This is a genomic window from Bacillus sp. TH25, from assembly GCF_016650935.1.
In the GTDB taxonomy this organism is placed as follows: Bacteria; Bacillota; Bacilli; order Bacillales; family Bacillaceae_G; genus Bacillus_A; species Bacillus_A mycoides.
Map to the genome: position 1 here is coordinate 292,369 of NZ_JAEKEU010000039.1, position 15,336 is coordinate 307,704.

Annotated in this window: 17 protein-coding genes and 3 other annotated features; of the genes, 11 read left to right on the forward strand and 6 right to left on the reverse strand. The window is 36.3% G+C overall.

All coding sequences use genetic code 11. The features are described from left to right. Positions 1-120: 120 nt before the first annotated feature. The 7 genes from ytxC (at position 121) to JFT89_RS25410 (ending at position 6,920) form a co-directional block, all read left to right on the forward strand. Positions 121-1,002, forward strand: a complete 882-nt coding sequence (ytxC, locus tag JFT89_RS25380) for a putative sporulation protein YtxC (protein ID WP_002190846.1) — start codon at positions 121-123, stop codon at positions 1,000-1,002. A 31-nt stretch (positions 1,003-1,033) separates the two neighbouring features. Continuing rightward, positions 1,034-1,261, forward strand: a binding site (T-box leader). Positions 1,262-1,309: 48 nt separating this feature from the next. Beyond that, positions 1,310-3,247: a threonine--tRNA ligase gene (thrS, locus tag JFT89_RS25385; RefSeq protein ID WP_002034275.1), complete on the forward strand. Its 1,938-nt coding sequence runs from the start codon at positions 1,310-1,312 to the stop codon at positions 3,245-3,247. Between the two features lie 206 nt (positions 3,248-3,453). Beyond that, positions 3,454-3,574, forward strand: a sequence feature (ribosomal protein L20 leader region). Positions 3,575-3,637: 63 nt separating this feature from the next. Next, entirely contained in the window at positions 3,638-4,141 is a 504-nt protein-coding gene (infC, locus tag JFT89_RS25390) for a translation initiation factor IF-3 (RefSeq protein WP_002015470.1), read from the forward strand. A 21-nt stretch (positions 4,142-4,162) separates the two neighbouring features. After that, on the forward strand, positions 4,163-4,363 hold the full coding sequence (gene rpmI, locus JFT89_RS25395; RefSeq protein WP_001125945.1) for a 50S ribosomal protein L35: 201 nt from the start codon (positions 4,163-4,165) through the stop codon (positions 4,361-4,363). A gap of 38 nt (positions 4,364-4,401) precedes the next feature. Continuing rightward, entirely contained in the window at positions 4,402-4,758 is a 357-nt protein-coding gene (rplT, locus tag JFT89_RS25400; RefSeq protein WP_001138364.1) for a 50S ribosomal protein L20, read from the forward strand. 515 nt (positions 4,759-5,273) lie between these two features. Then, positions 5,274-5,765 (forward strand): dUTP diphosphatase, encoded by a 492-nt coding sequence (locus tag JFT89_RS25405; protein ID WP_002015469.1) that lies wholly within the window; start codon positions 5,274-5,276, stop codon positions 5,763-5,765. 69 nt (positions 5,766-5,834) lie between these two features. Continuing rightward, on the forward strand, positions 5,835-6,920 hold the full coding sequence (locus JFT89_RS25410) for a M42 family metallopeptidase (RefSeq protein WP_002088917.1): 1,086 nt from the start codon (positions 5,835-5,837) through the stop codon (positions 6,918-6,920). A gap of 41 nt (positions 6,921-6,961) precedes the next feature. On the opposite strand, the gene JFT89_RS25415 is transcribed toward JFT89_RS25410, so the two are convergent. Then, a complete protein-coding gene (locus JFT89_RS25415) occupies positions 6,962-7,579 on the reverse strand; it encodes a TetR/AcrR family transcriptional regulator (RefSeq protein ID WP_002067422.1) in 618 nt (205 codons plus the stop codon). Positions 7,580-7,875: 296 nt separating this feature from the next. Here JFT89_RS25415 and JFT89_RS25420 point away from each other — a divergent pair, with 296 nt between their 5' ends. Both JFT89_RS25420 and JFT89_RS25425 read left to right on the forward strand, forming a co-directional pair. After that, a complete protein-coding gene (locus tag JFT89_RS25420) occupies positions 7,876-8,529 on the forward strand; it encodes an HlyD family secretion protein (protein ID WP_016096023.1) in 654 nt (217 codons plus the stop codon). A gap of 12 nt (positions 8,530-8,541) precedes the next feature. After that, the gene (locus JFT89_RS25425; RefSeq protein WP_201040888.1) at positions 8,542-10,335 is read left to right on the forward strand and encodes a DHA2 family efflux MFS transporter permease subunit; all 1,794 of its coding nucleotides are present in this window, start codon (positions 8,542-8,544) and stop codon (positions 10,333-10,335) included. A gap of 21 nt (positions 10,336-10,356) precedes the next feature. On the opposite strand, the gene JFT89_RS25430 is transcribed toward JFT89_RS25425, so the two are convergent. From JFT89_RS25430 to sspI, 5 genes are all read right to left on the reverse strand, one after another. Next, on the reverse strand, positions 10,357-10,713 hold the full coding sequence (locus JFT89_RS25430) for a hypothetical protein (RefSeq protein ID WP_016096025.1): 357 nt from the start codon (positions 10,711-10,713) through the stop codon (positions 10,357-10,359). A 24-nt stretch (positions 10,714-10,737) separates the two neighbouring features. Then, positions 10,738-11,109: a hypothetical protein gene (locus JFT89_RS25435; RefSeq protein WP_002165001.1), complete on the reverse strand. Its 372-nt coding sequence runs from the start codon at positions 11,107-11,109 to the stop codon at positions 10,738-10,740. A 142-nt stretch (positions 11,110-11,251) separates the two neighbouring features. Then, on the reverse strand, positions 11,252-11,965 hold the full coding sequence (locus tag JFT89_RS25440; RefSeq protein ID WP_016096026.1) for a CPBP family intramembrane glutamic endopeptidase: 714 nt from the start codon (positions 11,963-11,965) through the stop codon (positions 11,252-11,254). A gap of 139 nt (positions 11,966-12,104) precedes the next feature. Further along, positions 12,105-12,662 carry an HD domain-containing protein gene (locus JFT89_RS25445; RefSeq protein ID WP_002067431.1) on the reverse strand — a complete coding sequence of 186 codons (558 nt, stop codon included), beginning with the start codon at positions 12,660-12,662 and terminating at the stop codon, positions 12,105-12,107. A 178-nt stretch (positions 12,663-12,840) separates the two neighbouring features. Next, a complete protein-coding gene (sspI, locus tag JFT89_RS25450; protein ID WP_000009511.1) occupies positions 12,841-13,050 on the reverse strand; it encodes a small acid-soluble spore protein SspI in 210 nt (69 codons plus the stop codon). Between the two features lie 82 nt (positions 13,051-13,132). Here sspI and JFT89_RS25455 point away from each other — a divergent pair, with 82 nt between their 5' ends. Together JFT89_RS25455 and pheS are read left to right on the forward strand one after the other, a co-directional pair. After that, positions 13,133-13,930 carry a TrmH family RNA methyltransferase gene (locus JFT89_RS25455; protein ID WP_002067433.1) on the forward strand — a complete coding sequence of 266 codons (798 nt, stop codon included), beginning with the start codon at positions 13,133-13,135 and terminating at the stop codon, positions 13,928-13,930. A 92-nt stretch (positions 13,931-14,022) separates the two neighbouring features. Beyond that, positions 14,023-14,251: a binding site (T-box leader), on the forward strand. A 43-nt stretch (positions 14,252-14,294) separates the two neighbouring features. Then, entirely contained in the window at positions 14,295-15,329 is a 1,035-nt protein-coding gene (gene pheS / locus JFT89_RS25460; protein WP_002015457.1) for a phenylalanine--tRNA ligase subunit alpha, read from the forward strand. Positions 15,330-15,336: the final 7 nt, after the last annotated feature.

Consider the following 15,336-nt stretch of genomic DNA (forward strand, 5'->3'; position numbering starts at 1 on the left):
GATGTTCTAACGATGGGAGATAGGTTTCTACTAAGAGTGAACTTCCATAGATCGGACTCTTATAGGATTTGTAACGTATAGATGCAATCCTTTAGAGCGGGGATAAAAGGGGGGACAAAAGTGATTGAAATTTGCTTCGAAGAAAAAAATGATGCTGTGTACGTATACAGACAACTAACGAAAAGAACAGAATCCTTATATAAGGAAACAAGTGTATATTTAAACGAACAAAAGGTTGTTATTCATATACCATTATGTGAATCAAATTATATTGAAAAGATTTTATTGCCAGTATTACTATATTTCATTATGAATGTGAAACAAAATGAATGGATTCATACCATTTTAAAAGAAAAGTTTTTTTATGAAGAACAAGAAGAGTGTCATCAAATATTGCATATGGCACATGAGATTTTAAAGGAAAGAAGAAAAGGAGTAGCTAGTGATTTAACACGTCAAAAATTTGAATCTTATATTGCGTCGTCTTTGAATGATTGGCTTTGTGATCCGCTCTCATTCTCGTTTTCATCATACGTTCGTTTTCGTCTTCGTACATATAGGGAAATGGTAACTAAGCTTGCTGAAGTTGCAATTGATGAGTATAAGATGGAGCAGGAATACCAAATATTCATTGAGACACTTCGCCAACAAGTAAGTAGCCGGAAATCACGTTTGTCCTGTGTACATCTTATTTTTGATGAAAGTTTTATTTTCTATGATGATAAAGGTAGGCGTTTAAAACAGGAGAAATTGGTTCAATATATAGATGAAGAATTATTAAAGAAACAGGATGTATATATCGATACGAAAGTAATTGCACCACTTCTTTCTATTTCGCCGAAAAAAATTTATTTATATACGAAAGAACAAGATCATAACATGATTGTTACTTTGCGAAATGTATTTCAAGAACGGGTCCAATTACATGGTTTGCATGAGTTTGAGCGCAATGTGAAAAATTTAAAAAATAAAGGTAACGCCCTTGATTTTCTAAGTTTTTGAGCATATAATTACCTACATAAATGAAATATATTGAAATGTCATGATGAGGACATGAGTAGTTATCTACGATTTTCAGAGAGGGAAGCCTTAGGGTGCGAGCTTCCTAGTACGGGATTATTACTTACCACCTCTAAACTTTAGCAGTGAACGTTTTTCTAGTAATTGCTAACGGACAACACCGTTATGTTGAACTTGAGCAATTAACAATAAGGTTAATTGGAACAAGGGTGGAACCACGAATTCAACACTCGTCCCTTTTTATGGGATGAGTGTTTTTTATTTTGAAAAAAAAGAGGAGTGACCAGTGATGGCAGATGTAGTTAAAATTACTTTCCCTGATGGAGCTGTGAAGGAGTTTCCAAAAGGAGTAACAACTGAAGAAATCGCAGCTTCTATTAGCCCAGGCTTAAAGAAAAAAGCTGTGGCTGGAAAATTAAACGATGAGATGATCGATCTTGTTACACCAATCGAAGAAGATGGTGCAGTTTCTATTATTACATTAGATTCTGAAGATGGCTTATATATTTTACGCCACTCAACAGCTCACCTTTTAGCACAAGCGTTAAAACGTTTATATAAAGATGTTAAGCTTGAGCTTGGCATTGGTCCAGTAATCGAAAATGGCTTCTACTACGATATTGATATGGAAGAAGCAATTACAGTTGAAGACTTCAAGAAAATCGAAAAAGAAATGCAAAAAATCGTGAACGAAAACTTAGAAATCGTTCGTCATGAAGTACCACGTGCAGAAGCACTTCGTCGCTTTGAAGAAATCGGCGATGAGTTAAAATTAGATTTAATTAACGATCTTCCAGAAGATGCCGTTATTTCAATCTATGAGCAAGGCGAATTCTTCGACCTTTGCCGTGGTGTTCACCTTCCATCTACAGGGAAGATTAAAGTGTTTAAATTATTAAGTGTTGCTGGGGCTTACTGGCGCGGCGATAGCAATAATAAAATGTTACAACGTATTTACGGTACTGGATTCGTTAAGAAAGCAGAATTAGATGAGCACTTACGTATGCTTGAAGAAGCGAAAGAGCGCGATCACCGTAAATTAGGTAAAGAGTTAAAACTATTTACTAATAGCCAAAAAGTAGGACAAGGTTTACCACTTTGGTTACCAAAAGGTGCAACAATTCGCCGTATTATCGAGCGTTACATCGTTGATAAAGAAGCAAGCTTAGGCTATGATCACGTATACACTCCAGTATTAGGAAGTAGAGAGCTTTATGAAACTTCTGGTCACTGGAACCATTACCGTGATGGCATGTTCCCATCAATGGAAATGGATAATGAAGAGTTAGTTCTTCGTCCAATGAACTGCCCTCACCATATGATGGTTTATAAAAACGATATTCACAGCTACCGTGAATTACCAATCCGTATTGCGGAACTTGGAACAATGCACCGCTATGAAATGTCTGGAGCATTATCTGGATTACAACGTGTACGCGGAATGACTTTAAATGATGCGCACATTTTCGTTCGTCCAGATCAAATTAAAGAAGAATTAAAACGTGTTGTAAACTTAACGTTAGAAGTGTACAAAGATTTCGGTTTAGAAAACTATTCATTCCGTCTATCTTATCGTGACCCAGCAGATACTAAAAAGTATTATGCTGATGATGAGATGTGGGAAAAAGCACAAGGTATGTTAAAAGAAGCTATGGATGAAATGGGTCTTGATTACTATGAAGCTGAAGGTGAAGCGGCATTCTATGGTCCGAAACTTGACGTTCAAGTTCGTACTGCTCTTGGAAAAGACGAAACACTTTCAACTGTACAATTAGACTTCTTACTTCCAGAACGCTTTGAATTAACTTACGTTGGTGAAGACGGTAAACAACATCGTCCAGTTGTAATTCACCGTGGCGTTGTATCAACTATGGAACGTTTCGTAGCCTTCTTAATTGAAGAATACAAAGGCGCATTCCCAACTTGGTTAGCTCCAGTTCAGGCGCAAGTAATTCCAGTTTCTCCGCAAGTACATTTAGACTATGCGAAGAAAGTACAAGATGAATTACGACGTGCTGGTATCCGTGTTGAATTAGACACTCGTGAAGAGAAAATTGGTTACAAAATCCGTGAAGCACAAATGCAAAAGATTCCGTACATGCTTGTAGTAGGTGACAATGAAGTTACTGAAAATGGCGTTAACGTACGTAAGTATGGTGAACAAAAATCAGAAACAATCGCATTAGATGCGTTTGTTGACATGATTAAGGTAGAAGGAAAACGATAAGAAAGAGCCGCGGTATACCGCGGCTTTTTTATGTATTATAAAAAAGAAAATCTAGAAAAAATAACCAAACAATACTTATCATAAAAAAGTATTGCAAGTATGCTGGTTGTTTGTTACAATATTTCTTGTTGTTAGTAAAACACATCGCGTCTTCTTGACAGACGTCATGTCCTATGATAAACTCATCAAGGATAATAGAATATGGTTTTGACAAGTAGAAGCACCCGCTTCTCACCTGATGGACGCATTCGCAGTTAGCAGGTAAATGTATTTCTTACTAAAGATATTACAAGTGTGGGTGCCGTGTGCCCGCACTTTTTTTGTTCGGGTTCTACAATTGCAAAACGTATTCTAAGAAAACCTTGGAGGTGGCTTACTATTAGCAAGGATATGATGATTAACGAGCAAATTCGTGCACGTGAAGTACGCTTAGTTGGCGCAAACGGCGATCAACTTGGAATCAAGTCTCGTAATGACGCTTTAGACTTAGCTGCAGGTCTTAATCTTGATTTAGTATTGGTTGCTCCAAATGCGAAACCACCAGTATGCCGCATTATGGACTACGGTAAATTCCGCTTTGAGCAACAGAAGAAAGAAAAAGAACAGCGCAAAAATCAAAAAGTAATTAGCATGAAAGAAGTTCGTTTAAGTCCAACAATTGATGAACATGACTTTAACACAAAACTTCGTAATGCTGTCAAGTTTTTAGAGAAAGGCGACAAGGTTAAAGCGTCAATTCGCTTTAAAGGACGTGCCATTACTCATAAAGAAATCGGTCAACGTGTTTTAGATCGCTTCTCAGAAGCTTGTGCTGAAGTTAGTACAATTGAATCTAAGCCTAAAATGGAAGGACGTAGTATGTTCTTAGTTTTAGCACCGAAAAACGATAAGTAATAGATAGAGGAGGAAATACCTATGCCTAAACAAAAAACTCATCGCGGCGCTGCAAAGCGTTTCAAAAAGACTGGATCTGGTAAACTGAAGCGTTCTCACGCTTACACAAGCCATTTATTCGCTAACAAATCTACAAAAGCTAAACGTAAACTACGTAAAGCTGGTGTAGTTAGCGCTGGTGACTTCAAACGCATTCGTCAAATGCTTGACAACTTAAAATAAGTTCGGCTGATATATAGAACAAACTAGGAGGTAATATTATGCCAAGAGTAAAAGGTGGTACAGTTACTCGTCAACGTCGTAAAAAAGTTATAAAATTAGCAAAAGGTTACTACGGTTCTAAGAGTACATTATTTAAGGTTGCTAACCAACAGGTTATGAAATCTCTAATGTATGCATTCCGTGACCGTCGTCAAAAGAAACGTGACTTCCGTAAATTATGGATTACACGTATCAACGCAGCAGCTCGTATGAATGGTCTTTCTTACAGCCGCTTAATGCACGGTTTAAAAAATGCTGGCATCGAAGTTAACCGCAAGATGCTTGCTGACTTAGCTGTTCATGACGAAAAAGCTTTCGCTGAATTAGCAACAGTTGCAAAAAACAACATTAACTAATTGTTTAAAACCTTAGAAGATTTTCTTCTAAGGTTTTTTTATTTGCATTTATTGTAAAATCCTCCACTTATTATCGTTATTTCTTGCTCAAGTATATTAAGATGTGCTTGTAAGAATTTTTGTAACGATAACGAGGAGGCTTTTACATGAAAGTAGGAAAGATTAACGGATGTGCCGTTATCGATATGACAAAATCAATATAAAAGCTATAGCGATATAAAAGAATATATAAAAAAAGTCAGGAGAATCCTCCTGACTTTTTTTATTTGAACTCATTCGTGAGAAGTGCATCTTTCCTAGCAGAAACGACACTGCTATAATGGAAAGATGATATGGAACTTTCATCAAGTGAACAATCTATGAGTGATGATTGAAACGTATTTGCAAATTAAGGACAAGCTATCTTTATAAAGATGTAGGTAGCTGACTTGTTAATAAGAAACGAAAAATAATAATGAACTTTGAGATGAAACAACATTGTTGCGGAAAATGCGATGTTGGAGGAGGACAATAGAATGGACTTACTACAACTATTTAAATTACAAAAAGAATTAGATGACCGTATTGTGAAAGAACATGACTTACAACCGAAAAAATTGTTAAAAGAAAAAATGTTAGCTCTTCTTGTAGAAATTGGAGAACTTGCAAATGAAACACGTTGTTTTAAATATTGGAGCAATAAACCAGCTTCAGAACGTGAAGTAATATTAGAAGAATACGTAGATGGTTTACATTTTATTTTATCAATCGGAATCGATTTAGGAATTGATAAAAACTTTTTATTCTATAAATGTGCGCAAACGAATAAAACACAAGTGGAAATTTTCTTAGACACATATGCGAAAGTAATTCGTTTTACAGATCAACCTTCTATTACGAACTATATTGAACTATTTACAAGCTATCTTCGCCTTGGACAAGCGCTTGAATTTGAACAAGATGAAATTGAAAAAGCATATTTAGATAAAAATGAAGTAAATCATCAGCGTCAAACACAAGGATACTAATTTAATTTTTGAATATTTCAATTTCCTTTTGTATAATAAAGTGACTGAAGAAAAAGGAGGGTGTTGGCAATGATAAAATTAGACGAGACATTGACAATGCTAAAAGAATTAACAGACGCACGCGGTATTGCAGGTAACGAGCGCGAACCACGTGAAGTAATGAAGAAATATATTGAGCCGTTTGCAGATGAACTTTCTACTGACAATTTAGGAAGTTTAGTTGCGAAAAAAGTTGGGGAAGAAAACGGCCCGAAAATTATGGTTGCAGGTCATTTAGATGAAGTCGGCTTTATGATTACGCAAATTGATGACAAAGGCTTCCTTCGTTTCCAAACGGTGGGTGGCTGGTGGTCGCAAGTTATGCTTGCACAGCGCGTAACGATTGTAACGCGTAAAGGAGATGTAACAGGTGTAATTGGTTCAAAACCACCGCACATTTTACCTCCAGAAGCTCGTAAAAAGCCAGTTGAAATTAAAGACATGTTCATCGATATTGGTGCTTCTAGCCAAGAAGAAGCGATGGAGTGGGGCATACGACCAGGAGATCAAGTTGTACCGTACTTCGAATTCCAAGTGATGAAGAATGAAAAGATGTTACTTGCAAAAGCATGGGATAACCGAATTGGTTGTGCAATTGCAATTGACGTATTAAAACAATTAAAAGATGAAAAGCATCCAAATGTTGTATACGGCGTTGGTACTGTACAAGAAGAAGTTGGTCTTCGTGGTGCGAAAACATCTGCAAACTATATTAAGCCCGATATCGCATTCGCTGTAGATGTTGGTATTGCTGGGGATACACCAGGTGTAACGGCAAAAGAAGCGCAAAGTAAAATGGGCGATGGACCGCAGATCATTTTATATGATGCTTCTGTTATTGGTCATACAGGTTTACGTGATTTCGTAGTTGATGTTGCTGATGAATTACAAATTCCATACCAATATGACTCTGTAGCGGGCGGGGGAACGGATGCAGGAGCAATTCACATTTCTGTAAACGGTATTCCGTCTATGGCAATTACGATTGCGACACGCTACATTCATTCTCATGCAGCGATGTTACATCGTGATGATTATGAAAACGCAGTGAAGTTAATTGTGGAAGTTATTAAACGTCTTGATAAAGAGGCTGTACATAACATTACATTTAATTAATAGAAAAAAGCGAAGGATAATTTCCTTCGCTTTTTCCATTTTTAAAACGGTCTTTCCAATCCTGCTGCAGTATGGGCTCCTAAAATAATTAAGCGAGTTAATTGCATTGCCATGAAATGCGGGGTATAAATCATGCCTCTTTTTAACCATGACATAATCATTCCGATATGAGCCCCTGTAACATAACTAATAAGAATGTCACGAGGAACCATGAGTTCTTCATCATCAGGCTGTGAAATAGATAAGCTTAATGTTAAATGTGTTTGGACTGTTTTCATCATTTTATAAGAGTAATTTCCAGCGGCTTTATCACCAAGCATAACGTTATAGAAGTTCACATTTTCTGCTATATGTTCAAATAGAGCTAAAAAGGTTGGATGTGGTGAGTCAAATGTGAGCTGAAAATCTTCTTTATTTCGTTTTTGTGGTTTAATTACTTCAGCTAGTTTTTCTAACATTTCTTCTATGCTTTTTTCTAATAAATCATATTTATCATGGTAATGGCTATAAAATGTAGCACGATTTACAGGAGCACGTTCCGCGATATGTTGCACAGTTACATTTTCAAAGCCCTTTTCGCCTACTAAAGCGACAAAAGCATCCTGTATGAGTTGTCTCGTTCGTTTTACACGTGGGTCATTTGTGTTTTTAATAGACATTTTTACTTCACCTCGTTTAATTTTTTTAACTTAAACAACACACGTATAGTGTCATGTTGTTTAAACAACATATAGGTTTAAATTGTTGGTTGTAGATTTGGGATAATTATTTATAATTATAAACGATAGTCCTTTAGAAATCAGCACCGCTAGGATGCAGACAAAGCATAGTTTGCGTCGTGAAAGGTGTGCTTTTTTTGTTTAAAGGTTAATATAATTAACAATTAAACAATATAAACAATAAGGATGTAAATAGTTTAGAAAAAAATTATATGCGATATAAGGAGAGGAATGCAATGAATCAGTTTCGAAGAATGGTAATTATCAACATTATCACATTAATTGTATTAGTTGGCGGCGGTATTGGCGGTTATTACTATTACAATCAATCGGAAAACTACTTAAAAACAGAAAATGCAAAGATTGACGGGAAAGTAATCCCAATTGCATCACCAGCAGCAGGTAAATTAACAGAATGGAAAGCTGAAGTCGGAAAAAACTACAATGAGAACGATAAATTAGGTGCGGTTACTGTAGCAGGAGCAAATGGTGAGCAAACAGTAGATGTAACAATTCCGCAAAATGCAACAGTTGTACAATCAAACGCAACAACAAATGCGTTCGTTGGAGCAGGAAGTCCAATTGCTTACGCATTTGATATGAACAATTTATGGGTAACAGCAAATATTGAAGAAACAAATATTGATGATGTTCAAAAAGGCCAAACAGTAGATGTGTATGTAGATGCATACCCAGATACAACGTTAACAGGAAAAGTAGAACAAGTTGGATTAACAACGGCGAATACATTCTCGATGTTACCATCAAGTAACTCAACAGCGAACTATACGAAAGTAAAGCAAGTTGTACCAGTTAAAATTTCTTTAGATCATAGTAAATCAGTAAATATTGTTCCTGGAATGAATGTGTCAGTTCGTATTCATAAGTAAGGGGGAGATGAGATGTCCTCAATTGCAATTGTAGGATATGCACTATTTTGTATAATCGTCTTCTTCCTTATAAATCGTCTTTTACGAAAGAAAAAAACGAATGTGGGAGAAGAACAAGTCCCAGCCGTAAGTAAGATAGAAGTAAGTCAAGCAGAAACAGTAGAGAAAGAACTTGAACAAAAACAAGAAACAGAAGCTTCTAACGTAGTGGAATTAGAAACAGGGAAGCAAGAGCAAGTAAAACAGGAAAAAGAAATGCTGAAGAGACAATTGCCGGTAGAGAATGTGAATGTAAAAGCAGTTGTAGCTGTATTAATTCTCGGTATGTTCGTTTCTATTTTAAACCAAACGATCATTAATGTTGCATTGCCTCCATTAATGAACGAATTTAACGTATCAACTTCAACAGCACAATGGTTAATTACAGGCTTCATGCTTGTAAACGGAATTTTAGTACCAATCAGTGCATTTTTAGTTTCAAGGTTTACGTATCGTAAATTATTCATAGCAGCAATGTTATTCTTCACTGTAGGATCTATCATTTGTGCTACATCAGGAAACTTCACAATGATGATGACGGGCCGCGTTATTCAAGCGGTTGGTGCAGGTATTTTAATGCCAGTTGGTATGAATATCTTCATGACATTATTCCCGCCTAATAAACGCGGAGCAGCTATGGGGTTACTTGGGGTAGCGATGATTTTAGCACCAGCTATCGGACCAACTGTAACAGGTTGGGTAATTGAAAACTATAGCTGGAACTTAATGTTCTATGGGATGTTTGTTATCGGTTTAATTATTACGTTCTTATCTTTTAAATTCTTTACACTAGCTCAGCCAGTGTCTAAAACAAAGTTAGATGTATTCGGTGTTATTAGTTCAAGTATTGGACTAGGTAGCTTACTGTACGGATTTAGTGAAGCTGGAAATAATGGCTGGACTAGTGCAGAAGTTGTTATAACACTTATCATCGGTGTCATTGGTTTAGCTGTATTTATTTGGAGAGAGTTAACAACAGACAATAAAATGCTTGATTTACAAGTGTTTAAATATCCGACGTTCACTTTCACATTAGTAATTAACGCGATTGTAACGATGGCCTTATTCGGAGGTATGTTATTACTTCCAGTATACTTGCAAAACATTCGCGGTTTTACACCGATGGAATCTGGTTTATTATTACTTCCAGGATCATTAATTATGGGGATCATGGGACCAGTTGCAGGTAAACTATTTGATAAGTATGGTATTCGTCCGTTAGCAATTGTCGGATTAGCCATTACAACATTTGCGACATATAAATTTACAACGTTATCTATGGATACACCGTATAGCGTTATTATGACGGATTATATTATACGCTCAATTGGTATGTCATTCATTATGATGCCAATTATGACAGCTGGTATGAATGCACTGCCGATGAAATTAATTTCTCACGGTACAGCAACGCAAAATACGTCAAGACAAGTAGCTGGTTCAATTGGAACAGCGATATTAATCACGCTTATGACGCAACAAACTACTGCTTACGTAGCGGATTACGGCAATATGTTAACAACGTCAAACCCGATTTTAGTTGATAAAGTACACGGTATGGGCCAAAGCTTAGCGGCATTAGCCGGATCAGCTCAAGCAGGAGATGCGATGAGTACACAACTATTATTCGGACAAATTTCAAAGCTATCTGCAATTAACGGTATTAACGATGCCTTCTTAATTGCAACAATACTCGCTGGTATTGCTTGGGTGTTATCGTTCTTCTTACCATCAGGCAATAAATCAAATAGAAAAGCAGGGAATTAAATTCCCTGCTTTTTTGTCTTTTTAAAGAGTGAGATATAAAAAATGATAACCAGTTACGGAGCACAATCCTGTTATAAACAAAATTGTTCCCATAGAACGAATACTCGATATTTGCCCTCCGCTTATAATAGCTAATAGTCCAGCTAAAGAGAAGAAACTCCAATATAAAGTTCCTGAAATTGGAACCATCCCTTCTAAGTCTATTCCATAACCTATACAAATGATAGGAACAACGATAAGCAATATGCTAATTAAACCAGCTATAATAGTAAGTGATTTACGATATTTAATGCCAGCAATAATTAAAAAAATGCCAACGATGAATTGGCATAACATCAAAGTAAGAGCCAAAACCATCCAAGTTAATATTCCAAACACTTCTGTATTACCTCCGATAAAATATTATATATAGAATGAATCCCCTACAGACATAAGTACCCAGAAAATAACCCCTAATATGCCAGCGATAAAAATAATGAATCCCATATTACGTATACTTTTAATCTTTGCCTGTAATCCATTTAATCCTGCCAATAATCCAGTTAAAGAAAACAGTATCCAATATAAAGTAGTTGAAATAGGGAGGATCGTATCGCTATTCACCCCCATGCCCCAAAAAACAAAAGGTAGTGTGACAAAAGATAGGCTAAGTAGCCCCATTAAACCCACAAATAATTTAAGATGTTTAATGCTAGTAATAATTAAAAAAATACCACCGAAAAATCCGCATAAAACAAGAAGTGGCATATAAAAAATCCAAAGTAAGCTCGACATAAATAATCTCCTTCTATGGTGATGAGTTATATTTTACTACATGAGGTTTATTTTGGATATTATTAATAAATATGTATAAATTGATAGAAATGAGAAGTGATGATACGAATTAATAAAAGAGGTATCGCGATGATACCTCTTTTTAACTCAAGAATGCCAACATATTATTCATAATATGAAATAAAATAGCTGGAATAATGGATTTTGTTTTTTTACATAAAATAGCCATTAATAATCCCATGAAGAAAGTAATTACCATTACTCCAAGTGAGTATGTATGAGCGATACCGAAGAAGAAGCTTGTTATGATGGCTGCAATCCAAAATGGAAAGCGTTCTGAGAAGAAGCGAAGTATAAAACCACGGAAAATAAGCTCTTCAAAAATTGGTGTGAGTATAGCGAAGCCGAGAAGTAATAATATTTGATACTGCTTAAAAACGTCTAAGTTTAGTGCGGAAGATTGCTGCTTTGTTGCGTCTTGGAACACATAATTTAACAAGATGTAATTGAGTATAATGTTTATAGCGAAGAAAAGAAGTAAGTATACGTATGTACGCCATTCTTTAAGTACTTTAAAGTTAAAAGATTTTAGTAGTAATTTTTTTGCGGGTTCGAATTTAAAAATGAAGAATAACAACACGGCTAGTTGTAATACGATACTTGCAGTATTTGCAATAGATTCATACAGGGCAATTTGTTTTTTATCTGTAAGACCAGCTGTATAAATTGTTAAGGGCATTGCGAGGAACACAGTAATAAGTCCGGTTCCGAAAAAAGCGAATAAAACGGAGCTAATAAATTGTCCCCATGACATAGAGTATTTCTGTTCATTAGAAAGTTGTGTAACGGGTTGCATTTGTAAATTCACCTCTTTATATTTGTATATTTAATTATAAAGTATTTTACTTTTGAGTGTAACATTTAAATATTACATACAAAGGTGTATTTTTCGCAAAATAATAAAAGAGGTATCACCCTATAGTGATGCCTCTTTCTCATTGATAACTATGTTCTGCCTTGTCATTCAATTTCTTTTGCTCTATTTGTAATTCACGCTCTACCAATCGGTCTAATTGCTGAATTGCTTTCAATGCTTTTTCATAAGAAATAGTTCTATAATGGTGTGCGCCACCTGGTTCTTCGTCGGCTTCATCCGCCCACTTAATAACATTTTGTAGAGGTGTTCTTTCAAGTGTTTGTTCTAGTAGGAAAGAATCAGTGTGCAGAAGAATTGCAACAGAAATTTCTTTTGCTAGTTTCGGATGTTCTCCTAATCTAATAAGCAATTTATGAGATCTTTCTGCCCCTTTAATCGCATGTATATCATTCTTTTTGTACAAGTCATAGTCCCATTCGCCGCCTGTGTACCACGTATGATGTCCGATATCATGAAGGAAGCCAGCCTTTGTCGCAGCATCGACTGAGGCGTGATGCTTTTTGGCTAAGTGAAACGCATGGTAAGCGACAGCAATCGCGTGGACCATTCCAGAACGGTTTACATATTTTTGTGTAATGTGATGTTTAAAAACTTGTTCAAGCGTAATACGTTGCATAAAACATTCACTCCTTTTATCCAATGATGTATATGAAGAAAAATCGATCGGTTTAAATGTATTTTGAACATTGTACTCCATCGGGGTAGCGTTAGTAAAGTAGAAATGTTTAGGAGAAGAAAAAAATTTTTCGTAAAAAAAATCACCTTGGCTTATGCGAAGGTGATTTTCAAATTGTTTATTTTTTTAATCCTTGCTCCAGTGTTCCTAACATTTCGTGTTTTTCATTTTCATCAGCATTTTTCCAAATGACTTCGAATAAAACGCCAAGACCTGGAAGCATTTTTTCTTCACCGCTTTGAATTGCATCGACAATCGTTTCTTGTAATTGGTCTTGTGAATTTCCAGATACATTCGCTAATACCGCGCCGCGTAAATTAAAACTCATTATCTTCACCTCTTCTTCAGAATTGAAACTGACGTTAGTTTTTGTTCTTTTTTATGTAAATATGTATGAAAAATAGGCTATAATGATAAGACAAGAAGAGAGGGAAATACATATTATGAAAAACATTGATTCAGTACAAAACCCGCGTGTGAAGCAGTGGAAAAAGCTGCAGACGAAAAAAGAGCGCGATACCAAAGGTTTATTTTTTGTAGAAGGATTCCATTTAGTAGAGGAAGCGTTAAAGGCAGGAGTTGTAACAGAACTTATCGTTTCAGATCAGACAGATCTTCCGAAAGATTGGACAGTTAATGATGTTGAAATGTATATTGTGCCTGAAGCAATTGTAAAAGTACTTCGCGAAACAGAAACAACGCAAGGCGTATTTGCTGTTTGTGAGAAACATGAGAAAGAAGTAGCTCTTACTGATGGGAAATTTCTTTTATTAGACGGCCTTCAAGACCCAGGTAATTTGGGAACGATTATTCGTACAGCTGATGCAGCTGGTATTCATGCCGTTGTGCTTGGAGAAGGTTGCGTTGATGTTTATAATAGTAAAGTATTACGCTCTACACAAGGTTCTATTTTTCACTTACCGATTGTAAAAGGGAACTTAGAAGAATGGGTAGACAAGTTAAAAGAAAGTAACGTCTCTGTATATGGAACGGCTCTTGAGAATGGAGTTCCATTTGGTGAAGTAACACCGGCTGGAAGTTTTGCATTAATTGTAGGAAATGAAGGAAGCGGCGTACGCCAAGAAATTCTTGCGAAAACGGATCAAAACTTGTATATTCCGATTTACGGCGGGGCAGAATCATTAAATGTTGCGGTTGCAGCAGGGATTTTAACGTATTATTTACAAAGCCCAGTTGCGAATCGATAAAAAACTTCTTATAATAAGTTGAAGTACATGTTCATAAAAAAGTGGTGAAATGAGTATCGAACTTTTTTGAACATATAATAAAAGTATATTAATGAAAAACGTTGATAGAGAAGAGTAGCTTACAAAATCGCCATATAGGGAGAGAGTGCCGTAGACTGAAAGCATTCTTATGGTAGATGGAAGTGAATTCACCTCTGGAGTTGGCGCCAGGACCATTTATATGTAAAGGCGTTCCGGTCAGAATTGATCGTTATAACTAATGAGTGGGCAGACTTGTTCTGTCAATTTAGGGTGGTACCGCGAATTTACCTCGTCCCTTTTTGGGAGCGGGGTTTTTTTATTTTTAAAATTAGGAGGGTTCCAAATGGAAGCACGTTTAAAAGAGCTAAAGCAAAAAGCGTTAGAGCTTATTGAAGAAGCGAAAGAGCTAAAGGGCTTAAACGACGTACGCGTAGCTTATTTAGGGAAAAAAGGTCCAATTACAGAAGTATTACGCGGCATGGGGAAATTATCAGCAGAAGAGCGTCCACGTATGGGAGCATTAGTAAATGAAGTACGTGAAGCGATTCAAACGCGTCTAGAAGACAAAATTGGCAACTTAGAAAAAGCAGTAATTGAGGCGAAATTAGCTACTGAAACAATTGATGTTACACTGCCAGGTCGTCCTGTTGAAACAGGTTGTCACCATCCGTTAACAGCAGTTGTTGAACAAATTGAAGATGTATTCATCGGTATGGGTTATGAAGTAGCTGAGGGAACAGAAGTAGAAAAAGACTACTACAACTTCGAAGCATTAAACTTACCGAAAGATCACCCAGCGCGTGATATGCAAGATACATTCTACATTACAGAAGAAACGTTACTACGTACACATACATCTTCTGTGCAAGCACGTACGATGGAAAAGAATAAAGAAAAAGGACCGATTAAAATTATTTGTCCTGGTAAAGTGTATCGCCGCGATGACGATGATGCGACGCATTCACACCAATTCATGCAAATTGAAGGTCTTGTAATTGATAAAAACATTCGTATGAGTGACTTAAAAGGTACACTGCAAGTATTCGTGAAAAAGATGTTCGGTGAAGATCGTGAAATCCGTCTTCGTCCAAGTTTCTTCCCATTCACAGAGCCATCTGTAGAGATGGATATTTCTTGTATGATGTGTCACGGTAAAGGTTGCGGTACTTGTAAAGGGACTGGCTGGATTGAAATTTTAGGAGCAGGTATGGTTCACCCGAACGTACTTGAAATGGCTGGTTATGATTCAAAAGAATATCAAGGTTTCGCATTCGGTATGGGCGCAGAGCGTATCGCAATGTTGAAATACGGCGTAGATGACATTCGTCATTTCTATACAAATGATGTACGTTTCTTACAACAATTCAAACGAGCGTAAGGGAAGG